Below are 20,821 nucleotides of genomic sequence, written 5' to 3'. Positions count from 1 at the left end.
GTTGCGCGCAACAGGTGCCAAAGCCGGCCAAGATATGGTACATAGCCCCAGATTCAGCCCATATATCTGAACGATATCACTTACAGGCGTCTGGGGTCCCATGGCCGGTCATAGCCAATTCAAGAACATCATGCACCGTAAGGGCGCGCAGGACGCCAAGCGGTCGAAGATCTTCAACAAGCTGGCGCGCGAAATCACCGTGGCCGCCAAGTCGGGTCTGCCCGACCCGGCCATGAATCCGCGCCTGCGGGCCGCCATCCAGGCGGGTCGTGCGCAGAACCTGCCGAAGGATCGCATCGATCGCGCCATCAAGCTGGGCCAGCCCGGCGGCGGCGACGACACGAATTATGATGAAGTGCGGTACGAGGGTTACGGCCCCGGCGGTGTGGCGCTGATCGTGGAAGCGCTGACCGACAACCGCAACCGCACCGCATCGGAAGTGCGTTCGGCCTTCACCAAGCATGGCGGTACCCTGGGCGAAACCAATTCGGTTTCTTTCATGTTCAACCGCGTCGGCCAGATCACCTATCCGGCCAGTGCGGCCGATGCCGACACGATGCTGGAAGCCGCCATCGAGGCGGGGGCAGAGGATGTGCAGTCGGATGAAGGCGGTCACGCCATCACTACCGGCACGGATTCGCTGGGCGAGGTGCGTGACGCGCTGGAAGCCAAGTTTGGTGCCCCGGAAAGCGCCAAGCTGACCTGGACGCCGATGAATCTGGTGCCGGTGCCGGCCGAAGACACGGCGCAGACGCTGCTGAAGCTGCTGGACGTGCTGGAAGACAATGACGATGTCCAGACCGTGCTGGGCAATTTCGACATTCCGGCCGAGATTCTGGAAAAGTTGAGCTGATTGATATTGTTGCAGGCCGGGGAGGGACGGGAATGGCGGGACAGGTGACGACCCGTATCCTGGGGCTCGACCCCGGCCTGCGGCATTTGGGCTGGGGCGTGATTGACGTCTGCGGCAACCGGTTGAGCCATGTGGCCAACGGGACGATCAATACCGACAGCGGCGATGATCTGGCCATCCGGCTGCTGGAACTGCATGACGGCATCGCCGATGTCATCGCCGCCTGGCAGCCCGATGAGGCGGCGGTGGAAGAAACCCTCTCCAACGTCAACCCGTCCTCCACCCTGAAGCTGGGCATGGCGCGCGGCGTGGCACTGCTGAGTGCGGCCAAGGCCGGGCTGCCGGTGCAACAATATCTGCCCATGGCGGTGAAGAAATCCGTCGTCGGTACCGGTCATGCCGATAAAGTGCAGGTGCAGCACATGGTCCGCATGTTGCTGCCCGGCATCCAGCGCACCAGCGCCGACAGCGCCGATGCGCTGGCCGTCGCCATCTGCCACGCCCATTATGCCCAGACCCGCCGCAAGGTGGATGATGCCATCCTGGGCGTGCGCCGCTGAAAAAACAGCGCCACGCCGTTGCCGTTTTGTTCATATGGTGTAGAATTCTTCCCCGTAGGGAAGAAAGGATGGCGACGCCATGGCCCTGAACATTAAATCCCCAGAGGCGGAACGCGATGTCCGCCGGCTGGCCGAACTGACGGGTGAGAGCCTGACGGAGGCCATGCATAAGGCCGTGCGGGAGCGGCTGGAGCGTCTGTCCGCGGAAGAGCTGGCGCTGAAACGGGCCCGCTGGGCCAAGGCAGAAGAGATCATCCGGCGAATCCAGGCAAACCCGGTGCAGGACGCCCGGTCCCCGGATCAAATCATCGGCTATAATCAGCAAGGGACGTTCGACTGAATGCGTACCGTGCTGGATACATCGGCCTTGGCCGCCTTTCTGTTCCGGGAACCGGATGGCAGCTATTATCTGACGGCGATGCGGAACGCGGCTGGACTTGTTCTGTCGGCGGTGACCTTGTTTGAAGCGCGCACGGTGGTGATGGGCCGTTATGGTGCGGCCGCGGCGGATGATGTGGACCAATTGATGCAGGCGCTGGGCGTTGAAGTCGCGCCCTTTGACGCCGCGCAGGCCGAGGCGGCATCGGCTGCCTATGCGCGTTATGGCAAGGGGCGGGGCCATAAGGCCCAGCTTAATCTGGGCGACTGCGCCGCCTATGCCCTGGCCAAGAGCCAGGATGCCCCCTTGCTGTTCAAGGGGCAGGATTTCATCCATACCGACATTATCGCGGCGCTGCCTTTGCTGGTGCCGGAGGCGGGGATAAGCCAATGATCGCCAAACTTTCCGGCCTGCTCGATTCCACCGGTCTCGATTGGGCCATCATCGACGTGAATGGCGTCGGCTATCTGTTTTCCGCCTCATCGCGCACGCTGCGCCGGCTGGGCAGCCCCGGCGACCGGGCGTCGGTGCTGACCGACATGTGGGTGTCGGAAGATAAGATCGCCCTTTATGGTTTTGCCGATGCAGGCGAACGTGACTGGTTCCGGCTGTTGACGACGGTGCAGGGGGTGGGCGCGCGGGTGGCGCTGAATCTGCTCTCCGCCCTGGCGCCCGACCGGCTGACCAGTGCGATTGCCGCCCAGGACAAGACCAGCCTGTGTGAGGCCGACGGGGTGGGGCCGAAACTGGCTGCCCGAATTTTGAACGAATTGAAGGATAAGGTGGCCACATTGGCTGTTGCCCCGATGGCAGCGGCCACAGCGATAAAAGGCGGGCCGCAGCCAGCGGCCCCCAGTGGCGCGGTTGGAGATGCGGTGTCGGCCTTGGTCAATCTGGGATACAAGCGGATCGATGCCTTCACGGCGGTCAATAAGGCGGCCCAGGCATTGGGGGAGGGGGCTGATGTCTCCGCCCTGATCCGTGCCGGCCTGAAGGAACTGAGCCAGTGAGCCGCGCCCCCAAAGCCAAGCCGGAAGCGCCGAAACCTGAGCGCATGGTCGACCAAGACCGGATCGGCGGCGATGCATCGGCAGAGAATTCCATCCGTCCGCTGTCGCTGGCGGAATTCACCGGCCAGCGGCAGGTGCGCGAAAATCTGGCTCTGTTCATCCAGGCTGCCCGGTCGCGCGGGGAGGCATTGGACCATGTGCTGCTGTTCGGCCCCCCCGGCCTGGGCAAGACGACGCTGGCCCAGATTGTCGCCAAGGAGATGAATGTCGGCTTCCGCGCCACCTCCGGCCCCGTTATTGCGCGGGCCGGTGATCTGGCCGCGCTGCTGACCAATCTGCAGCCGCTTGATGTGCTGTTCATCGATGAAATCCACCGCCTGTCCCCGGCGGTGGAGGAAATCCTTTATCCGGCCATGGAGGATTTCCAGCTCGACCTGATCATCGGGGAGGGGCCGGCGGCGCGCAGCGTGCGCATCGACCTGCCGCCCTTTACCCTGGTGGGGGCGACCACCCGTTCCGGCCTGATCACCCGGCCGTTGCGGGAACGGTTCGGCATTCCGCTGCGGATGCAGTTCTATGAACCGGAAGAGCTGCAGCTGATCGTCAGCCGTGGCGCCCGCATCCTGGGCATGGAACTGACGGATGAGGGGGCATTGGAAATTGCCCGCCGGTCGCGCGGCACCCCGCGCGTGGCCGGCCGGTTGCTGCGCCGGGTGCGGGATATCTCTGCCGTTACCGGGCTGCTGGTCACTGATGCGGAAGCGGCCGACCGCGCCTTGACCCGGCTGGAGGTGGACCGGCTGGGCTTTGATGCCATGGACCGGCGCTATCTCTCCTGCATCGCCGACCATTATGGTGGTGGTCCGGTCGGTGTGGAAACGCTGGGGGCAGCACTGGGCGAACAGCGCGACGTGCTGGAGGAAACCATCGAGCCCTATCTGATTCAACAGGGCCTGTTGCAGCGCACACCGCGCGGGCGCATGTTGACGGATACCGGATACCGCTATCTGGGATTGCCCGTGCCGGCAACACCAGCCCGCCAGTTGGATCTGTTGGGCAACGCGGTGCCGCTGGGGGCCGATCTGTTCGCTGGGGATGTCGATGCCTGATATGCATGTTCCGCCGGCCGGCTGGACGGAGGGCAAGAACCACATCTTTCCCGTGCGTGTCTATTACGAGGACACCGACGCCGGCGGCATTGTCTATCACGCAAATTACTTGCGCTTTTGTGAGCGTGCGCGCAATGAAATGCTGCGTTTGGCGGGTTTTCCCCATGCGGAAATGGTTAACGCGTTGGGGACAGCCTTGGCCGTGCGTCATTGCGAGATGGATTTCCGCGCGCCGGCCAAGCTGGATCAACCGCTGGAAGTGTGGAGCCGGGTGACGGCCATCGGCGCCGCCACCGTGGATATGGAACAGGAGGTCCGTCGCGCCGGCTTGCCGCCGCAGGCGGGCTCGGATATTGAGCGGCTGCCGGGAGACATGCTGGTGCGTGTCTCTCTGCGTTTGGCGGCGATCAATCAGAACGGAAGGCCGGTCCGGCTGCCCGCAGCGTTGCGGGATGTGTTGGAACGGGTGCTGTCGTAAAGCTAGGTCAGGACTGAACCGAATGTATCCCACCCTGTTGCAGGCCGCCCCGCTGGGCGGTGCCGTTCCAGCCCATGAACTGACCGCCTGGGGCCTGTTCATGCAGGCCGATCCGGTTGTGAAACTCGTGATGCTGGGCCTGGTTTTCGCCTCGGTCTGGACCTGGGCCATTGTCTACGACAAGGTCAAGAAGCTGCGTCGCATCAAGGCGGCAGCGGCCGATTTCGAAGAGCAATTTTGGTCCGGCGGCTCCCTGGATCAGCTTTATGATCAGGTCTCGGCCAATCCTGCCGACCCGCTGTCGGCCGTGTTCGCCGCCGGGATGCGCGAATGGCGCCATGCCACCGAGCGCGGGTTGACCAGCACCGGCGCCATGCGCGCCAATCTGGCCCAGCGGATCGAACGGGTAATGTCCGTGACCGTGAACCGGGAGATGGCGAACACCGAACGGTACCTGACGGTGCTGGCCTCGGTCGGCTCTGCCGGTCCGTTCGTCGGCCTGTTCGGCACCGTCTGGGGCATCATGGGCGCCTTCACCAATATCGCCGCCCAGCAGAATACCTCGCTGGCCGTGGTGGCGCCGGGTATCGCGGAGGCGTTGTTCGCCACCGCCATCGGTCTGGTGGCCGCCATTCCGGCCGTGCTGGCCTATAATTACTTCTCGTCGGAAATCGGCCGTTTTGGCGACCGGCTCGACTCATTTGTGACAGAATTCTCCGCGATCCTTCAGCGTCATCTTGAGGAGCGGGGCTGAAATGGGGGCAAGCCTTCCCGGTAAATCCTCCGGCCGCGGCCGCCGCCGCGGCCGGGGCGCCATGTCGGACATCAATGTCACGCCCCTGGTGGACGTGATGCTGGTGTTGCTCATCGTTTTCATGGTGGCGGCCCCGCTGCTGACCGCCGGTATTCCCGTCAATCTGCCCAAAGGGGCAGCCCAGGCGCTGAAATCGGAAGAAGACCCGCTATGGGTGACGGTGACGGCCGACGGCAAGGTCTCCTTCAAGGATAAGAAGGTTTTCGACAACGACATGTTCGCCATTGCGGAGTTGGCTCCTCGTCTGGCCGTGGTGGCGCAGGAAAATCCGGAACGCAAGGTACTGGTCCGGGGTGACCGGCAGGCGACATATGCCAGCATCGTTGATGTGTTGAGCGAGGCGCGCCGCGCCGGGCTGTCGGAAGCCAAGCTCGTCATCGAATCCGACGGTCGCCGGTAAGGGGGAATGGGTCGAACCCGATCATGCGCACGCCCCTCATCCTTTCCGGCCTGCTGCATCTGGCGCTGATTCTGCTGGCATTGATCGGCCTGCCGCATCTGGTGCGCGAGCGGGAGGTGATCCAGCTGCAGGAAGTGCCGGTCGATATTGTGGAAATCGGCCCGGCCACCATTGCCAAGCTGGAACAGCCAACCCCGCCGCGCCCCCAGCCGCCGCGTCCCACCCCGCCCAAGCCGCAGCCGCCGCAGCCGCCGGTCCAGGCCAAGGAAGAGCCGCCGCCGCCGGACATCAAGACGCCGGAGCCGCCACCGCCGCAGGTGGCGCAGAAGCTGCCTGAGCCGGAGCCACCCAAGCCGCAGCCCAAACCCGAGCCGAAGCCGGAACCGCCGAAGCCGCTGCCACCCGAGCCGAAGCCGGAACCCAAGCCCGAGCCGAAACCGGAACCGAAGAAGGAAGAGCCCAAGCCGGAGCCTCCCAAGAAGGAGGAGCCGAAGCCCAAGCCTGAGCCGAAACCGGAACCGAAAAAGGAAGAGAAGAAGCCGGAGCCCAAGAAAGAGGAGCCGAAGAAGGAGGAGCCGAAAAAGTCCTTCGACAGCGTTCTCAAGAGTGTGGCCAAGCTGAAACCTGACAGCCCGCCGGCCAAGGAAACGGCAAAGCAGGAGAGTTCTCCGCCGCCGCAGCCAAGCAATGCCAAGACCGGTGATCATCTGACGATCAGCGAAGAAGATGCGCTGCGTCGCCAGATCGCCCAATGTTGGAATGCCCCGATCGGCGCAAAAGGGGTAGAGCAGATGATCGCGGAAATCCGCGTCAGCTACGATACCAATATGCGCGTCACGAATGTTCAGTACGTTGGTGGCAACGGTAACCCGAACAGCGATCCGCACTACCGTGCCTTCGTTGAATCGGCGCTTCGTGCACCGTTGTTGCCGGGGTGCAATACACTCAACATTCCGCGGGAAAAATATGCGGACAAAGGGTCAATCCTGATGAAGTTCAGCCCGAAGGATATGTTCTGATGCCAGCCAAAGCCGATTTTTCCCTGGGGCGCCGGACCGTCATGCGGTCGCTGGCCGTGATGGGTGTCGTGGCCGCCAGCGGTGCGGCCACCCTGCCGGCCCATGCCGAGCTTGAGATTGACATCACCAAGGCTAACCCGCAGCCGATGCCGATCGCCGTGACGAATTTCGCCGGCGACAATCCGCAGGCCCAGCAGACCGGGCAGAATATCGCGGCGGTCATTTCAGCCAATCTGGAACGGTCCGGCCTGTTCCGGCCCATTGATCCGGCCAAGTTCATCCAGACGCCGGAACAGCTGCGCGCCGGCCCACGCTATGCCGACTGGCGCCTGATCCAGGCGCAGGGTCTGGTGACCGGCACCGTGACCCAGGCCCCCGACGGGCGCACCCGCATTGAATTCCGCCTGTGGGACGTGACGGCCGACCAGCAATTGACCGGCCTTGCCTATACGGTGCAGGCCGATGGCTGGCGACGAGTCGCCCATATCATCTCCGACGCGATTTATAAGCGCATCACCGGGGAAGAAGGCTATTTCGACACCCGTGTTGTCTATATTGCCGAGTCAGGGCCTGCATTGCAGCGCGTCAAGCAATTGGCCATCATGGACCAGGATGGGCAGAACCATCGGTTCCTGACCGATGGCCGCGTGCTGGTACTGACCCCGCGTTTTTCGCCCAGCACCCAGGAAATTACATATCTGAGCTACTTCAACAACAAGCCTCGGGTCTATCTGTTCAATATCGATACCGGTCGCCAGGAAGTATTGGGCGATTTTCCGGGCATGACCTTTGCGCCGCGTTTTTCGCCGGACGGCAACAAAGTGATCATGTCGCTGGCCCAGAACGGCAACACTGATATCTATGCGCTGGACCTGCGCACCCGCCGTCAAACCCAGCTGACCAATCATCCCGGCATTGATACGTCGCCCTGCTATTCCCCGGATGGCAGCAAAATCGTGTTTGAAAGCGACCGGGGCGGTACGCAGCAGCTGTACACGATGAACGCCGATGGCGGCGACGTTAAGCGCATTACTTTCGGGTCCGGCCGTTATGCTACGCCGGTCTGGTCGCCGCGTGGTGATTTGATTGCCTTCACCCGTCTGGCCGACGGTAAGTTCTATATTGGTGTTATCCGGCCCGATGGTACCGGTGAGCGTATCCTGACCGAGGCGTTCCACGTCGAAGGGCCGACCTGGGCGCCCAATGGCCGCGTTCTGATGTTCTTCAAGGAGCGTCCCGCCGGGGCCGGCGGCAAGCAGCGTCAGGCCAAGCTATACTCAATTGACCTGACAGGGTTTAATGAGAGGCAGGTCTTAACGCCCACTGATGCGTCTGACCCTGCGTGGTCGCCCTTGATTCCGTGACTGCGTCACACTACGTTCGCATCGCAAGAACAGTGCTCAAATCCTTCCAGTCACTAAGATCGTTAAATGCGGCGACTGGCTGCGATGGCACGGTTCGTGGGGCAAATGCGTTATCTCAACACTGAACTGAGTTCCACCTAGGGGGTCTCAAAATGAACTTCAAGATCGTCAGCCTCGTCGCGGTTGCCCTGCTGGCCACCGCCTGCAGCTCCAAGAAGGAGCCGACCGCTACCGCCACGACCGCTGGCACCTCCGCGCCGGCCGCTCCGGCCGCTGCCAAGCCGACCGGCCCGGTCCCGGGTTCCGCTGAAGACTTCGTCGTCAATGTCGGCGACCGCGTCTTCTTCGGCTTCGACAAGTCCGACCTGACCCCGGAAGCGACCGCTACGCTGGACCGTCAGGCCGCTTGGCTGAAGCAGTACCAGGGCGTCACCGTGACCGTTGAAGGTCATGCCGACGAGCGCGGTACCCGTGAGTACAACCTGGCCCTGGGTGAGCGTCGCGCCACCGCGGTCAAGAACTACCTGACCGCCCTGGGCGTTGACGGTGCCCGCGTTCAGACCATCTCCTACGGCAAGGAGCGTCCGGCTGTTGTTGGTTCCAACGAAGCCGCCTGGACGCAGAACCGTCGTGGCGTGACCGTGATCAACTGATCACTGTCTGACCGACGTTTCGGCCAAGGCCGATGAAATCGGGCGCCGCTGGGTTTCCAGCGGCGCCCTTTTTCTTGGCGCTGGCGGCCGACAATGCGGCCACAATCCCGCCCCATCGCTGCTGCACCCTTCCACCCGTCCGCCCGACGCGATAGGGTGCGGACCATCCTCCACCCTGTTACAGCCGGTCCCTTGATGATCAGCCCGCTCCGCACCCAACGCCTGTTTCTGCGCCGTCGCCTGGCGGTGGCCGCCATCGCGTTGACTGCCTTGTCCCTTACCGGCCCGGCCTTTGGGCAGAGTGACACGCGGGAGCTGATGAATCGGCTGCAGCGGCTGGAAAATGAGATGCAGACCATCAGCCGCGAGGTTTATCGCGGCAATGGCGGCACGCCGCCCGCCGCCTCAGGCTCTGCGCCGACCGGCAATGTCGCTGCCGGATTCGAGGTGCGTTTGCAGCGCCTGGAGTCGGAGATGCAGACCTTGACCGGGCGTTATGAGGAGGCGGCGTTCCAGGTAGGTCAGTTGCGGGAGCAGCTGACCAAGATGCAGACGGACATGGATTTCCGCCTCAGCCGCCTGGAACAGCAGTCCGGCGGCGGTCTGGGGGCCTCGGCACCGGCCGCAGCCCCCGCACCGGAAAAGGGCGCCGGCGGAAAGGCGGATAAGGCAGCGGCGGCAAGCCCTGCGGCGGAGCCGGAGGCGGGCGGCTCCCTGCCCAGTGGTTCCTCGCAGGATCAATATAACGCAGCCTTCAACCTGCTGCGGCAGGGCGATTACGCGAATGCGGAAAAGGGATTCGCGCAGTTCCTGAAGGCCCATCCCAGTGACCCGCTGGCATCCAATGCGCAATATTGGCTGGGCGAATCGCTTTATGTCCGGAACAAGTTCAAGGAAGCGGCCGTCGCCTTTGCCGAGGGGTATCAGAAATTCCCCAAGAGTGGCAAAGCGCCGGATTCGCTGCTGAAGCTTTCCTTGTCCCTGTCCGCCATGAAGGCGAATGAAGATGCCTGTGCGGCTCTGGGCGAATTGCTTGGCAAGTACAAGGACGCGTCCGCCACCACCCGGCGCCGCGCCGAGCAGGAGAAGAATCGTCTGAAATGCAGCTGATGGAACCGGTTCGACCGGATCAGTTCGCGGCCTGCATGGCCGCCGCCGGTCCCTTCGAGCCTGAACCCCATCTGGCGGTTGGTGTTTCCGGCGGTGGCGACAGCCTGGCCCTGGCCTTGCTGCTGGCCGATTGGTGTCGCCAAAGGGGCGGACGGCTGCTGGCGCTGACGGTTGATCACGGCTTGCGGCCGGAAAGCGGGCAGGAGGCGGCCCAGGTGGCCGCCTGGATGCGGGACCGGAGAATCGACCACCAGATCCTGGCCTGGGAAGGGCGCAAGCCGACCACCGGTATCCAGGCCGGCGCCCGCACCGCCCGCTTGCGCCTTCTGGCCGAGGCGGCCGCCGCGCAGGGCATCCTGCATCTGGCCCTGGCCCACCATGCCGATGATCAGGCGGAAACCGCCCTGTTGCGGCAGGCACGCGGCAGCGGCGGGGATGGGTTGGCCGGGATGCCGCTGATTCGGGAATTAGGGTCGGTGCGGCTGATCCGGCCACTCTTGCCCTTTCCCAAGGCCCGGCTGCTGGCAACCTGCAGGGGGTTGGGCCAGACCTGGGTGGAAGATCCGTCCAACCGCGATTCCCGCTATGCCCGGGTGGCGCTGCGCCAGCAGGGGCCTGACACAGATTCGGCCTTTCAGGATGCGACGGCTGCCGGGCAGGCGCGCGCCATGCTGGATCAGGCTTTGGCCGGGCTGGCCGCCCGCCATGTCCGATTCCAGCCGGAAGGCTGGGCCATGCTGTCTGCCGGCATTGTGTCTGATGCCGCTGGCATGGGCCCCCGGCTGCTGACCAGCCTGCTGCGCGCCATTGGCGGTGCCGCTTACCCGCCGTCGCCGTCGGCTGTCGCCGCGCTCTGGCAGCGGATGGCGGCGGATGTGCGGACGGGGGCCACCCTGGCCGGCTGTCGTCTGGCTGCCACGGCGGGTGGCTGGCAGCTGATGCGGGAGGAACGCCATCTGGAAGGCCCGGTTCCGGTACCGCCCGGCGGCGGCACTGTGACATGGGACGGCCGATTCCGTCTGTCGATCCAAGGGACTATGCAAGGGCAGGTGCAGGCGCTGGATGATCTGCTGTGGCAGCGGGCCACGGCCCTGGAACCGGCGCTGAGACGCGCGCCGCTGGCCGCTGCCATCCGCCGCACCTGCCCGGTTTTGACCGAGCGCGACGAAATATGCGCCATTCCCCATTTGGGATTTAACAGGGCGGACCGAGCCACGCTAAGCTGCTATATCCTTCCGGAAGTAGCAGTTCCTGCATTTGGGCCACGCTTCGCTGTTGTCAGCGCCGCGAATGACATTATCTAATGGGATGTTCCCCCATCCGGGGTTACCCGCCTGTCAGCCGTCCTGTCGGCTGTTGCGCAGGGCACCGGAAGGGATGCGGTGGATGAAAGGCTTGTGACGTGAATAATTTCGGCAAGAATCTGGCGCTTTGGCTGGTGATCGGGGTGCTCTTGATTGCCCTGTTCAACCTGTTCCAAAGCTCTTCCACCCGTTCGCCCCAGTCCGGGCTCGCCTATAGCGAGCTGCTGGCGGAGGTGGATCGCGGCATCGTCACATCCGTGATGATCAAGGGGGACCAGATCACCGGCACCACCAATGACGGCCGGACCTTCTCGACCATCGCGCCCCAGGGCAGCAATGTTGCCGACCGGCTGGTCGACAAGAATGTCCGCGTCTCTGTCGTGCCGGAAGATACCAACCCCTCCCTGCTCAGCATCCTGCTCAGCTGGTTCCCGATGCTGCTGCTGATCGGCGTGTGGATTTTCTTCATGCGCCAAATGCAGTCGGGCGGCGGCAAGGCCATGGGCTTTGGTAAATCCCGCGCCCGCCTGCTGACGGAGAAAGTCGGCCGTGTCACCTTTGATGATGTGGCCGGTATTGATGAGGCCAAGCAGGAATTGGAAGAGGTTGTCGACTTCCTGAAAGACCCGCAGAAATTCCAGCGCCTGGGCGGCAAGATCCCCAAGGGCGTTCTGCTGGTCGGCCCGCCGGGCACGGGTAAGACCCTGACCGCCCGCGCCGTGGCCGGTGAAGCCAATGTGCCCTTCTTCACCATTTCCGGTTCCGACTTCGTGGAAATGTTTGTCGGTGTGGGTGCGTCCCGTGTCCGCGACATGTTCGAACAGGGCAAGAAAAACGCGCCTTGCATCATCTTCATCGACGAAATCGACGCCGTTGGCCGTCATCGCGGTGCCGGCCTGGGCGGTGGCAATGATGAGCGTGAGCAGACGCTGAACCAGCTGCTGGTGGAGATGGACGGGTTTGAGGCGAATGAGGGCGTGATCCTGATCGCCGCCACCAACCGCCCCGACGTGCTGGACCCGGCCCTGCTGCGTCCCGGCCGCTTCGACCGTCAGGTCGTGGTGCCGAACCCCGATGTGCTGGGGCGTGAGAAGATTGTGAAGGTCCATATGCGCAAGGTGCCGCTGGCGCCGGACGTGGACCCGAAGATCATTGCCCGTGGCACCCCCGGCTTCTCCGGTGCGGATCTGGCCAATCTGGTCAATGAAGCGGCCCTGCTGGCGGCCCGTGCCGGCAAGCGCGTCGTTGGCATGGCCGATTTCGAGGCGGCCAAGGACAAGGTGATGATGGGGGCGGAACGCCGCTCCATGGTGATGAGCGAGAAGGAGCGCAAGCTGACCGCCTATCACGAGGCAGGCCATGCGCTCGTCTCCCTGATGGTGCCGGAATATGATCCGCTGCATAAGGTGACGATCATTCCGCGTGGTCGCGCCCTGGGCGTGACCATGAACCTGCCGGAACGCGACCGCACCAACTATACCAAGCGGGAGATGGAGTCGCGTCTGGCCGTGCTGTTTGGTGGTCGCGTGGCCGAAGAAATCATCTTCGGGCCGGAAAATGTGACCACCGGTGCCGCCAGCGACATCCAGCAGGCCACCCGCTGGGCCCGCGCCATGGTGGCGGAATATGGCATGAGCGATAAGCTGGGCCGTGTCCGCTACAACGCCAATGAGCAGGAGGTTTTCCTGGGTCATTCGGTGGCGCAGCAGCAGAATGTCTCTGAAGCCACCGCCCAACTGATCGACGAGGAAATCCGCCGGCTGATCGAAGAGGGCGAGGTGCAGGCGCGTACCATCCTGACCACCCATCTGCAGGATTTGCACAAGGTTTCCGAAGCGCTGCTGGAATTCGAAACCCTGTCGGGTGACGAGGTTCGGGCACTGCTGCGTGGGGAAGAGGTGGTGCGCACCGATCCGCCGGCCCCGCGTCCGCCGGCGGTGGAACCGCCCAAATCCACCGGCGGCCGCCGCTCCTCCGTGCCCACCACGGGCGGCGGTGAGCCGGAGCCCCAGCCGGGCCTGTAAACCGGATGAGTTTATGTTGAGCTGCAGGCCCCCGGCATGGAAATGCCGGGGGTTTGTGCTTTGGTTGCCCCGTCAGACGAAGCTATCGCCATGCATCATCGCCCGCTCGCCCTGCTTTCCGGCAGGGCTGCCTGTGCCGCTGTGGCCGCTGGTACAGCCCAGCCGCTGGCAGGGGGGCCGTTGGCCTTTTCATTGGTTGAAACGGCCGATGGTATCCAGCCGGCCACCGCGCTTGCCGCTGGCCATCCGCTGATCAAACCCCGCCCGGCCTGGGCCGGGTTTGACCTGTCGTGGCCTTTGATCATGGGTATCGTCAATGTCACGCCGGACAGTTTTTCCGACGGCGGCGACCATGCCAGCGTGGCGGCGGCCATCGCCCATGGTCGCCGGCTGCTGGCGGAGGGGGCGGATATCCTGGATATTGGCGGGGAGTCGACGCGGCCTGGTGCGGAGCCGGTTCCGGTGGATGTGGAGATCGCCCGGGTGGTGCCCGTCATTGCGGCCCTGGCGGCGGATGGGGCTGTCATCTCCATCGATACCCGCCATGCCGCCGTGATGCAGGCCGCTGCGGCGGCCGGTGCCAAGATCATCAATGATGTGACAGCCCTGACCGGTGACCCTGACAGCTTGTCGGTGGCGGCAGCCAGCGGCCTGCCCCTGGTGCTGATGCATATCCAGGGGGAGCCGCAGACCATGCAGCTGGCCCCCCGCTATGCGGATGTGACGGCGGCGGTTTTTGACTGGCTGGCCGCGCGGATCGAGGCAGCGAGGGGGGCGGGCATCGCGCGGGAGAAGATTGCCATCGACCCCGGCATCGGGTTTGGCAAAGACCTGTCCCATAACGTCGATCTGTTGGCCCGCACGGCCGGCTTGCACGGGCTGGGCTGCCCCCTCCTGATCGGGGTCAGCCGCAAGCGATTCATCGCCGCCTTGTCGAAAGGGGAGGCGCCGAAGGATCGGGTGGCGGGTTCCATCGCCGCTGCGTTGCACGCGCTGGGGCAGGGGGCACATATCTTGCGAGTGCATGATGTGGCGGCCACCGTGCAGGCGGTGGCCGTCTGGCAGGCGCTGCAATCGGCCTGATAGAACGCTGATCGTCATTGCCGTCGCTGCCGTCGAGCGTGCTATAAAGTGACATACACCCCGGCGCTCACAGGGATTTTTGATCGATGTCGCGTAAATTATTCGGCACGGATGGCATCCGTGGTACCGCCAATACCGAGCCGATGACGGCCGAAACCGCCCTGAAAGCCGCCATGGCGGCGGCCTTGCAGTTCCGGCGTGGCGACCATCGCCATACGGTGGTGATCGCCAAGGATACGCGCCTGTCGGGCTATATGCTGGAGCCGGCGCTGACGGCCGGCTTCATCTCCATGGGCATGGATGTGATCCTGGTCGGTCCGCTGCCCACGCCCGCCGTTGCCATGCTCACCCGTTCCATGCGGGCCGATCTGGGGGTGATGCTGTCGGCCAGCCATAATCCCTATCATGATAATGGCATCAAGCTGTTCGGGCCGGACGGGTATAAGCTCTCCGATGAGATTGAGCGGGGGATGGAGGCGCGGATGGCCCAGCCCTTCGCCGTTGATCTGGTCAATCCACGCGATCTGGGCCGTGCCCAGCGGATGGAGGATGCCTCCGGCCGCTATATTGAGGTGGTGAAGAGCAGCTTCCCGCGGGGGTTGCGGCTGGACGGGATGAAAATCGTCCTCGATTGCGCCCATGGGGCCGCTTACAAGGTGGCGCCGCGCGTGCTGTACGAACTGGGGGCCGAGGTGGTGACCCTGTTCAACCAGCCCAATGGCTTCAACATCAATGATAAATGCGGCGCCACGGCGCCGGCGGCCATGCGCGCCGCCGTGCTGGAACATCAGGCCGATATCGGCATCGCCCTGGATGGCGATGCTGACCGGCTGATCCTGGCCGATGAAAATGGCAGTCAGATCGATGGCGACCAGATCATGGCCCTGATCGGGGCCAGCTGGGCGGAAAGCGGCCGGCTGCGCGGCGGTGGTGTGGTGGCCACGGTCATGTCCAACATGGGCATGGAACTTTATCTGAAGGGGCTGGGCCTCAGCCTGGCCCGCACCGCCGTTGGTGACCGCTATGTGGTGGAACATATGCGGGAACATGGCTTCAATGTCGGCGGTGAACAGTCCGGCCATGTGGTGCTGTCGGATTTCGCCACCACCGGTGACGGGTTGTTGGCGGCCTTGCAGGTGCTGGCCTGCATCCGCAAGGCGGGGCGTCCGGCGTCTGAGGTGCTGCGCGTGTTCCAGCCGCTGCCGCAATTGCTGAAGAATGTCCGCTATGAGGCCGGTGGCGGCGTGCAGCCGCTGGAGGATGTGCAGGTCAAGGCCGCCATCGCCGAAGGGGAGGCCAGGCTGGCCGAGCGTGGCCGTGTGCTGATCCGCAAATCCGGCACCGAACCGCTGATCCGTGTGATGGCGGAAGGGGAGGATGAGGGGCTGGTGAAGCACGTGGTGGATGATATCTGCGCCGCCGTACAATCGGCGGCGGCCAAGGTGGCGGCGGAGTAAGGGCAATGCAGGGACGGGTTCTGATCGTCGCCGGCTCGGACAGTGGCGGTGGGGCGGGCATTCAGGCCGATATCAAGGCCGTCACCGCCCTTGATGGCTATGCCATGACCGCCATTACCGCGCTGACGGCGCAGGACACCCATGGCGTCCATGGCATCCACACGGTGCCGGTACCGTTCCTGGTGCAGCAGATGGAACTGGTGCTGGCCGATCTGGGGGCCGATGCGGTGAAAACCGGGATGCTGGCCACGGCGGAGGTGATCCATGCCGTGGCCGACACGCTGACGGCGCGCGCACCGGGCGTGAAGCTGGTGGCCGACCCGGTGATGGTGGCCAAGGGGGGGCACCGGCTGCTGGATATGGACGCCACCGATGCCGTACTGACCCGCCTGCTGCCGCTGGCCAGCGTGCTGACCCCCAATGTGCCGGAGGCCGAGGCACTGACCGGGCTGGACATCCGCACGATTGAGGATATGCGCCGCGCCGGGCGTGACCTGCTGGCGCGCGGGGCCAGGGCCGTGCTGATGAAGGGCGGCCATATGGAAGGCCCGGTGCTGACCGACCTGTTGCTGACGGCGGATGGGGAGCACGCTTTCCTGGGCGAACGGCTGGATACCCGCCACACCCATGGCACCGGCTGTACCCTGGCCTCTGCCATCGCCACCGGGCTGGCCCAGGGGCTGGATGTGGTGGCGGCCGTGGCGCGGGCGCGTCGCTATGTCGATATCGCCATCCGCACCGCGCCGGGTTACGGCCAGGGGCATGGCCCCTTAAATCACAGCCATACCGTGGGGGCCTTCGCATGAGCCGGATTGACGCCAAATTGCTGGATGCCTATCAGGCGACATCCTATGTCGTGCTGGAGGGCAAGCGCAGCGCCACTGCCCGCGTGATGGCCCTGAATGGGGAGATCGACGCGCTGCTGGAAAAGCGCGGATCGGCGGAAATTGTCTTCGTCACCGCCTGGAACCCGAAATCCAAGCCCGCCAGTGCTGAGGCCAATGAGAAGGCGACCGCCAAGCTGCAGGATATTCTGGAAGAGGAAGAGCTGGATTACCTGCCGGCGGAATTCCGCCCGGCATCAAAGGATTGGCCGGTAGAAAAGGGCTTTGCCATTTTCGATCTGGCCCCGTTCGATGCGCTGCAACTGGCGGAAATGCTGGGGCAATATGCCATTGTCTGGCAGGGCCAGGGCCAGCCGGCCCATCTGATGTTCACCACACTGGCCGTTTAAACCAGTGCCGCGCTGCTGGCCACCGGGTGTTCAATCAGGGTGGAGAGAATATCCAGCCCCTTTTCCAGGGTGCTTTCCTGTTCAACCCCCAGTAGGCAGATGCGCACCGCATTGGCAATCTCCCCCCGGCCGGCGGCGAAGGCATCGGCCGGGGTAATTTTCACGCCGCGTTCCAACGCCACCCGCACCAGATCTTCCCGCCGGATATGGTCGGGCAAGGGCAGCCAGAGGTGGGTGACATCCGGGTCGGAATAAGCCAGCCGGTCGCCATCCAGGATGGCGCGGGCCAGATGCTGGCGGTTGGCCACCTGCTGGCGGCGGCGGGCGGCGATGCGGCTGGCCTCACCACTGTCGATCAGTTCCGCCGTCACCACCATGCCCAGATGGGCTGGCGTCAGCACGGTCGCCCGCAGCACGGTCGCCAGCCGGTCCAGCAGCGGGCGGGGGGCGACGACATAGCCGGTGCGCAAGCCGGGAAACAGGCTTTTGGAGACGCTGGAGACATGCAGCGTTACATCCGGCCCCAGGCTGGCCAGGGTGGGCAGCGGGGGGGATTTCAGGAAGCCATAAACATCATCTTCCACCAGCATCAGGCCGATGCGCCGGGCCACATCCACCAGCGCCCGGCGGCGTTCCAGCGGCATGGTGATGGTGGTCGGGTTCTGCAGGGTCGGCATACAATAGAGCACATGCGCCCCATGGTTGCGCGCCGCCTGTTCCACCGCATCGGGCAGCAGCCCGTCCCCATCCATCGCCACCGGGATCAGCCGCAGCCCCAGATGCAACGCCAGGGAGCGGATGCCGGGATAGGTCAGCTGTTCCACCAGCAGCGCGTCACCCGGATGGGTGACGGCGGCCAGGGCAGCGTGCATCGCCCCCTGGCCGCCAGTGGCCAGCAGGATTTGATCATGGGAGCATTCCAGCCCGGCACTTTCCGCCAGCCAGCTGGCGATGCTGGCGCGCAGGCGGGGATGGCCCATCGGCGTCTGATAGGACATCAGGTCCAGCAGGTCCGGCTGCTGTGCCACCGCCATGGTGGCCGAGGTCAAAGCCGCCCCATCATTCCACAGCGCCGACGCATTGACCGACAGATCGATCAGGCCCCCCAGCGCCAGCAACCCGCCCTGCTCTGAAACCGGTTCCAGCAGGCGGCGCGGGTCGCGCACAAAGGTGCCGCGCCCGACCTCCCCCCCGATCAGGCCCAGCCGCTCCGCCTCCTGATAGGCGCGGGTGATGGTGCCCACCGTCACCTTCAGTTCCCAGGCTAGATCGCGGTGGGTGGGCAGGCGGGTGCCCGGCGCCAGCCGACCGGCGGCAATATCATCGGACAGGGCGGTGGCAATGGCGCGGTAAAGCGGACCAGACCGGCCTTCCAAGGCGGGGCGCCAGGCGATTGTCGCGGGCTGGTTCATGATTTTCGTCCGGTCCGGATAATTGTAACAGATACAATCTGTCGATTGCTTGAAGATTGTCCTGATATTATGCCGATGACCGGATGGTTTCAAGGGGCATAGGGCTGGCTTGCAGGAATGTCGCAGCGCTGTGCCGGTGGATGATGAAAGGATTGTACGGTGACAATCAGGGGGTTGAGATGAATGAACCTGTCACCGGCGGTCTTACTGAGCATATCGTGGCGCTGGCAGCCTATTGTATCGCCACATCCATCACGCCCGGCCCGAACAATATGATTTTGGCGGCCAGCGGGGCCACCTTCGGCTTCCGTCGGACCCTGCCCAACATGGCGGGCATTATTGTCGGCTTCATTGGGTTGGTCTTCCTGGCGGGGATCGGTGGCGAAAGCTTGATGCGCGCCGTGCCGCTGCTGGCCGTGGTGCTGAAATGGGCTGGCATGGCCTATCTGCTGTATCTGGCCTGGAAGATCGGTACGGCAGGGCGGGCAGAGGCGGGAACGCGGTCGCGCCCGCTCAGCTTCTGGCAGGCGACGGCCTTCCAGTTCATCAATCCCAAGGGGCTGGCTATGGCGATCTCATCCCATGCCACCTTCCGCATTCCGGAACTGGGGGAATGGGGCAGCATCCTGACGGTGACCGGCATGTTCCTGTTCGTCGGGATGCCCTGCACCCTGGTCTGGGCGCTGTTCGGGCAAGGGGTGGGGCGCTGGTTGCGTGATGACAGGCGGTTGCGCCTGTTCAACGCCGGCCTTGGGCTGGCCACCGCCGCCAGCGCCCTGTTGCTGTTGGTGTCGTGATGGAGGTTCAGAAGATGCAACCCAACGTCCTTTATGCCATCGAAAGCCGTCTGCGCACCGCCGAATTCATTGATGTGCTGCGCCGCTCCGGTTTGGCCGAGCGGCGTCCGGTGGATGATCCTGCCCGCATCGATGCCATGCTGCGCCATGCCAACCTGATCGTCACTGCCCGTGCTGATGGGCTACTGGTGGGTGTGGCGCGCGCCGTCACCGATTTTTCGTTCTGTTGCTATCTCTCTGATCTGGCGGTGGATAAGGCTTGGCAAGGCAGGGGCATCGGTCGGCGCCTGATGCGGGAAACCCGCGATGCCGCCAGCCGCGACATTGCCGATGATGGCGGGCGGCCGCTGCGCTGCCTGCTGCTCTCCGCCCCCGCCGCCATGGGCTATTACCCCAAGGCGGGCTTGGCCCGGCTGGAGAATGCCTTCGATTTCACCAACCTCTGACCCGCTGAGGTCCCAAGATGCGCTTGCCCCTTTATCAGGTGGATGCCTTTACCGACCAGCTGTTTGCCGGCAATCCGGCTGCCGTGGTGCCCCTGTCGCAATGGCTGCCGGATACGGTGATGCAGAAGATCGCGGCAGAGAATAATCTGGCCGAAACCGCCTTCATCCTGCCCGATGGGGATGATTGGGCCATCCGCTGGTTCACGCCGGAGGCGGAAATTGACTTGTGCGGCCATGCCACGCTGGCCAGTGCCTTTGTCATTGCGCATTTCCTGAAGCCGGGGGCAGGGCTGATCCGCTTTTCCACCCAGGTGGCGGGGGAACTGCGCGTTACCCGCCAGGGGGAGCGTTTCAGCCTGGATTTCCCGGCCCGGCCGGGGGCGGTGGCAGAGGTGTCGGCGGATGTGCTGGCGGCCTTGGGCGTGGCAGCACCAGAGGCCGCCTTTGCCGCCCGCGACCTGATGCTGGTTTATGACCGGGCGGAACAGGTGGCGGCGGTAAAGCCGGACTTCGCCGCCCTGGCCCGCACGGGCCGGAAAATCATCATCACCGCCCCCGGCGACGATGTTGATTTCGTTTCCCGCTTCTTTGCCCCCAGCGTTGGCATTGCGGAAGATCCGGTGACGGGCTCCGCCCATTGCACCTTGATCCCCTATTGGGCGGATCGGCTGGGCAAACCTGAGCTGACCGCCCGGCAGATTTCCGCCCGTGGCGGCCAGCTCTGGTGCCGGATGGAGGGGGCTCGGGTGCAGATTGCCGGCCACGCCGTGCTGTATCTGGAAGGCACTATCCATGTCTGAGGGCGGCTTCTCACCCGCCGGCTGGCATTGCCGGCGGGACGACGGCCATGTCATTTCCAGCGATCGGGAGAGACTGGATTTCGACTTCATCCACCGCTCCCTGGCGGCCAGCTACTGGTCGCCAGGGATCAGCCGGCAGGCGGTGGAGATGGCCGCTGCCCATAGCATTCCCTTTGGGCTTTATGCGCCTGATGGAAGGCAGGTGGGCTATTGCCGGGTGATCACTGATCAGGTGTCACTCGCCTATCTGGCCGATGTCTGGGTTGAGCCCGGCTTGCGCGGCTTGGGTCTGGGCAAGTTCCTGGTCGGCACCGTCACCGGCATTCCAGCTTGGCGGGCAGTGCGGCGCTGGCTGTTATTTACCGCCGATGCCCATGGGCTTTATCAGCAATTTGGCTTTTCCGGTCTGGTGGAGCCTGACCGGGTGATGGCAAGGCTGCCCAGCCGCGCATGACAGCAAAATAGCCCAGCCCTGAGCGGCTGGCCGAAATGCGTATTACCTTGTTTACCTTGTC

Annotated in this window: 24 protein-coding genes; 23 read left to right on the top strand and 1 reads right to left on the bottom strand. The window is 64.2% G+C overall.

Annotated features, from left to right (window positions below; translation table 11 throughout):
• Positions 1-100 precede the first annotated feature (100 nt).
• The 19 genes from PCJ49_RS04900 to PCJ49_RS04810 all read left to right on the top strand — a co-directional run bounded on the left by PCJ49_RS04900 (position 101) and on the right by PCJ49_RS04810 (position 16,851).
• A complete protein-coding gene (locus PCJ49_RS04900) occupies positions 101-853 on the top strand; it encodes a YebC/PmpR family DNA-binding transcriptional regulator (RefSeq protein ID WP_089286731.1) in 753 nt (250 codons plus the stop codon).
• A 32-nt stretch (positions 854-885) separates the two neighbouring features.
• Complete coding sequence (gene ruvC / locus PCJ49_RS04895; protein WP_269909985.1) at positions 886-1,413, top strand: crossover junction endodeoxyribonuclease RuvC; 528 nt, start codon at positions 886-888, stop codon at positions 1,411-1,413.
• A 79-nt stretch (positions 1,414-1,492) separates the two neighbouring features.
• Positions 1,493-1,753 carry a type II toxin-antitoxin system VapB family antitoxin gene (locus tag PCJ49_RS04890; protein ID WP_089286733.1) on the top strand — a complete coding sequence of 87 codons (261 nt, stop codon included), beginning with the start codon at positions 1,493-1,495 and terminating at the stop codon, positions 1,751-1,753.
• Complete coding sequence (locus PCJ49_RS04885) at positions 1,754-2,185, top strand: type II toxin-antitoxin system VapC family toxin (RefSeq protein ID WP_089286734.1); 432 nt, start codon at positions 1,754-1,756, stop codon at positions 2,183-2,185. It abuts the gene before it with no gap.
• A complete protein-coding gene (gene ruvA / locus PCJ49_RS04880; protein WP_269909984.1) occupies positions 2,182-2,802 on the top strand; it encodes a Holliday junction branch migration protein RuvA in 621 nt (206 codons plus the stop codon). Before PCJ49_RS04885 ends, ruvA begins: the two co-directional genes overlap by 4 nt.
• Before the next feature lie 44 nt (positions 2,803-2,846).
• Positions 2,847-3,911 carry a Holliday junction branch migration DNA helicase RuvB gene (gene ruvB, locus PCJ49_RS04875; protein WP_089286909.1) on the top strand — a complete coding sequence of 355 codons (1,065 nt, stop codon included), beginning with the start codon at positions 2,847-2,849 and terminating at the stop codon, positions 3,909-3,911.
• A complete protein-coding gene (locus tag PCJ49_RS04870; protein WP_269909983.1) occupies positions 3,904-4,389 on the top strand; it encodes a YbgC/FadM family acyl-CoA thioesterase in 486 nt (161 codons plus the stop codon). Before ruvB ends, PCJ49_RS04870 begins: the two co-directional genes overlap by 8 nt.
• A gap of 22 nt (positions 4,390-4,411) precedes the next feature.
• Positions 4,412-5,143 (top strand): protein TolQ, encoded by a 732-nt coding sequence (gene tolQ / locus PCJ49_RS04865; protein ID WP_089286737.1) that lies wholly within the window; start codon positions 4,412-4,414, stop codon positions 5,141-5,143.
• 61 nt (positions 5,144-5,204) lie between these two features.
• Positions 5,205-5,603, top strand: a complete 399-nt coding sequence (locus tag PCJ49_RS04860) for an ExbD/TolR family protein (RefSeq protein WP_244559383.1) — start codon at positions 5,205-5,207, stop codon at positions 5,601-5,603.
• A gap of 23 nt (positions 5,604-5,626) precedes the next feature.
• Complete coding sequence (locus tag PCJ49_RS04855; RefSeq protein WP_269909982.1) at positions 5,627-6,622, top strand: energy transducer TonB; 996 nt, start codon at positions 5,627-5,629, stop codon at positions 6,620-6,622.
• Positions 6,623-6,663: 41 nt separating this feature from the next.
• Positions 6,664-7,986: a Tol-Pal system beta propeller repeat protein TolB gene (gene tolB / locus PCJ49_RS04850; protein WP_269910498.1), complete on the top strand. Its 1,323-nt coding sequence runs from the start codon at positions 6,664-6,666 to the stop codon at positions 7,984-7,986.
• A gap of 152 nt (positions 7,987-8,138) precedes the next feature.
• Positions 8,139-8,639 (top strand): peptidoglycan-associated lipoprotein Pal, encoded by a 501-nt coding sequence (gene pal, locus PCJ49_RS04845; protein WP_089286740.1) that lies wholly within the window; start codon positions 8,139-8,141, stop codon positions 8,637-8,639.
• 195 nt (positions 8,640-8,834) lie between these two features.
• Complete coding sequence (gene ybgF, locus PCJ49_RS04840; protein ID WP_269909981.1) at positions 8,835-9,749, top strand: tol-pal system protein YbgF; 915 nt, start codon at positions 8,835-8,837, stop codon at positions 9,747-9,749.
• Positions 9,740-11,053 (top strand): tRNA lysidine(34) synthetase TilS, encoded by a 1,314-nt coding sequence (gene tilS / locus PCJ49_RS04835; RefSeq protein WP_269909980.1) that lies wholly within the window; start codon positions 9,740-9,742, stop codon positions 11,051-11,053. The genes ybgF and tilS overlap by 10 nt, the downstream gene beginning before the upstream one ends.
• A gap of 98 nt (positions 11,054-11,151) precedes the next feature.
• Complete coding sequence (gene ftsH / locus PCJ49_RS04830) at positions 11,152-13,077, top strand: ATP-dependent zinc metalloprotease FtsH (protein WP_269909979.1); 1,926 nt, start codon at positions 11,152-11,154, stop codon at positions 13,075-13,077.
• 90 nt (positions 13,078-13,167) lie between these two features.
• The gene (folP, locus tag PCJ49_RS04825) at positions 13,168-14,160 is read left to right on the top strand and encodes a dihydropteroate synthase (RefSeq protein WP_269909978.1); all 993 of its coding nucleotides are present in this window, start codon (positions 13,168-13,170) and stop codon (positions 14,158-14,160) included.
• An 86-nt stretch (positions 14,161-14,246) separates the two neighbouring features.
• Positions 14,247-15,617 carry a phosphoglucosamine mutase gene (gene glmM / locus PCJ49_RS04820; RefSeq protein ID WP_269909977.1) on the top strand — a complete coding sequence of 457 codons (1,371 nt, stop codon included), beginning with the start codon at positions 14,247-14,249 and terminating at the stop codon, positions 15,615-15,617.
• A 5-nt stretch (positions 15,618-15,622) separates the two neighbouring features.
• A complete protein-coding gene (gene thiD, locus PCJ49_RS04815) occupies positions 15,623-16,423 on the top strand; it encodes a bifunctional hydroxymethylpyrimidine kinase/phosphomethylpyrimidine kinase (RefSeq protein ID WP_269909976.1) in 801 nt (266 codons plus the stop codon).
• Entirely contained in the window at positions 16,420-16,851 is a 432-nt protein-coding gene (locus tag PCJ49_RS04810) for a DUF3293 domain-containing protein (protein ID WP_269909975.1), read from the top strand. Before thiD ends, PCJ49_RS04810 begins: the two co-directional genes overlap by 4 nt.
• On the opposite strand, the gene PCJ49_RS04805 is transcribed toward PCJ49_RS04810, so the two are convergent.
• On the bottom strand, positions 16,848-18,263 hold the full coding sequence (locus PCJ49_RS04805; RefSeq protein ID WP_269909974.1) for a PLP-dependent aminotransferase family protein: 1,416 nt from the start codon (positions 18,261-18,263) through the stop codon (positions 16,848-16,850). The genes PCJ49_RS04810 and PCJ49_RS04805 overlap by 4 nt on opposite strands.
• Positions 18,264-18,442: 179 nt before the next feature.
• Between PCJ49_RS04805 and PCJ49_RS04800 the strand changes: the two genes are divergently transcribed.
• From PCJ49_RS04800 to PCJ49_RS04785, 4 genes are read left to right on the top strand one after another with little or no spacing between them, the layout of a single operon-like run.
• Complete coding sequence (locus tag PCJ49_RS04800) at positions 18,443-19,060, top strand: LysE family transporter (protein WP_269909973.1); 618 nt, start codon at positions 18,443-18,445, stop codon at positions 19,058-19,060.
• Positions 19,061-19,074: 14 nt separating this feature from the next.
• The gene (locus tag PCJ49_RS04795; protein ID WP_269909972.1) at positions 19,075-19,506 is read left to right on the top strand and encodes a GNAT family N-acetyltransferase; all 432 of its coding nucleotides are present in this window, start codon (positions 19,075-19,077) and stop codon (positions 19,504-19,506) included.
• Positions 19,507-19,523: 17 nt separating this feature from the next.
• Positions 19,524-20,306 carry a PhzF family phenazine biosynthesis protein gene (locus PCJ49_RS04790; RefSeq protein WP_269909971.1) on the top strand — a complete coding sequence of 261 codons (783 nt, stop codon included), beginning with the start codon at positions 19,524-19,526 and terminating at the stop codon, positions 20,304-20,306.
• The gene (locus PCJ49_RS04785; protein WP_269909970.1) at positions 20,299-20,760 is read left to right on the top strand and encodes a GNAT family N-acetyltransferase; all 462 of its coding nucleotides are present in this window, start codon (positions 20,299-20,301) and stop codon (positions 20,758-20,760) included. The genes PCJ49_RS04790 and PCJ49_RS04785 overlap by 8 nt, the downstream gene beginning before the upstream one ends.
• Positions 20,761-20,821: the final 61 nt, after the last annotated feature.

It is taken from the genome of Niveispirillum sp. BGYR6, assembly GCF_027568365.1.
Classification (GTDB): Bacteria; Pseudomonadota; Alphaproteobacteria; order Azospirillales; family Azospirillaceae; genus Niveispirillum.
The sequence above is the reverse complement of the archived record's forward strand: the minus strand, read 5'-3'. Positions and strand labels throughout refer to the sequence as shown.

Bases quoted from the DNA above. Each gene is read 5' to 3' on its own strand.
- pal (WP_089286740.1), top strand. From the start codon at position 8,139: ATGAACTTCAAGATCGTCAGCCTCGTCGCGGTTGCCCTGCTGGCCACC.
- PCJ49_RS04795 (WP_269909972.1), top strand. From the start codon at position 19,075: ATGCAACCCAACGTCCTTTATGCCATCGAAAGCCGTCTGCGCACCGCC.
- ruvB (WP_089286909.1), top strand. From the start codon at position 2,847: ATGGTCGACCAAGACCGGATCGGCGGCGATGCATCGGCAGAGAATTCC.
- PCJ49_RS04870 (WP_269909983.1), top strand. From the start codon at position 3,904: ATGCCTGATATGCATGTTCCGCCGGCCGGCTGGACGGAGGGCAAGAAC.
- tilS (WP_269909980.1), top strand. From the start codon at position 9,740: ATGCAGCTGATGGAACCGGTTCGACCGGATCAGTTCGCGGCCTGCATG.
- ruvA (WP_269909984.1), top strand. From the start codon at position 2,182: ATGATCGCCAAACTTTCCGGCCTGCTCGATTCCACCGGTCTCGATTGG.
- PCJ49_RS04885 (WP_089286734.1), top strand. From the start codon at position 1,754: ATGCGTACCGTGCTGGATACATCGGCCTTGGCCGCCTTTCTGTTCCGG.
- tolQ (WP_089286737.1), top strand. From the start codon at position 4,412: ATGTATCCCACCCTGTTGCAGGCCGCCCCGCTGGGCGGTGCCGTTCCA.
- PCJ49_RS04855 (WP_269909982.1), top strand. From the start codon at position 5,627: ATGCGCACGCCCCTCATCCTTTCCGGCCTGCTGCATCTGGCGCTGATT.
- thiD (WP_269909976.1), top strand. From the start codon at position 15,623: ATGCAGGGACGGGTTCTGATCGTCGCCGGCTCGGACAGTGGCGGTGGG.
- tolB (WP_269910498.1), top strand. From the start codon at position 6,664: ATGCGGTCGCTGGCCGTGATGGGTGTCGTGGCCGCCAGCGGTGCGGCC.
- PCJ49_RS04785 (WP_269909970.1), top strand. From the start codon at position 20,299: ATGTCTGAGGGCGGCTTCTCACCCGCCGGCTGGCATTGCCGGCGGGAC.
- folP (WP_269909978.1), top strand. From the start codon at position 13,168: ATGCATCATCGCCCGCTCGCCCTGCTTTCCGGCAGGGCTGCCTGTGCC.
- PCJ49_RS04900 (WP_089286731.1), top strand. From the start codon at position 101: ATGGCCGGTCATAGCCAATTCAAGAACATCATGCACCGTAAGGGCGCG.
- ybgF (WP_269909981.1), top strand. From the start codon at position 8,835: ATGATCAGCCCGCTCCGCACCCAACGCCTGTTTCTGCGCCGTCGCCTG.
- PCJ49_RS04860 (WP_244559383.1), top strand. From the start codon at position 5,205: ATGTCGGACATCAATGTCACGCCCCTGGTGGACGTGATGCTGGTGTTG.
- glmM (WP_269909977.1), top strand. From the start codon at position 14,247: ATGTCGCGTAAATTATTCGGCACGGATGGCATCCGTGGTACCGCCAAT.
- PCJ49_RS04790 (WP_269909971.1), top strand. From the start codon at position 19,524: ATGCGCTTGCCCCTTTATCAGGTGGATGCCTTTACCGACCAGCTGTTT.
- PCJ49_RS04800 (WP_269909973.1), top strand. From the start codon at position 18,443: ATGAATGAACCTGTCACCGGCGGTCTTACTGAGCATATCGTGGCGCTG.
- PCJ49_RS04805 (WP_269909974.1), bottom strand. From the start codon at position 18,263: ATGAACCAGCCCGCGACAATCGCCTGGCGCCCCGCCTTGGAAGGCCGG.
- ruvC (WP_269909985.1), top strand. From the start codon at position 886: ATGGCGGGACAGGTGACGACCCGTATCCTGGGGCTCGACCCCGGCCTG.
- PCJ49_RS04890 (WP_089286733.1), top strand. From the start codon at position 1,493: ATGGCCCTGAACATTAAATCCCCAGAGGCGGAACGCGATGTCCGCCGG.
- PCJ49_RS04810 (WP_269909975.1), top strand. From the start codon at position 16,420: ATGAGCCGGATTGACGCCAAATTGCTGGATGCCTATCAGGCGACATCC.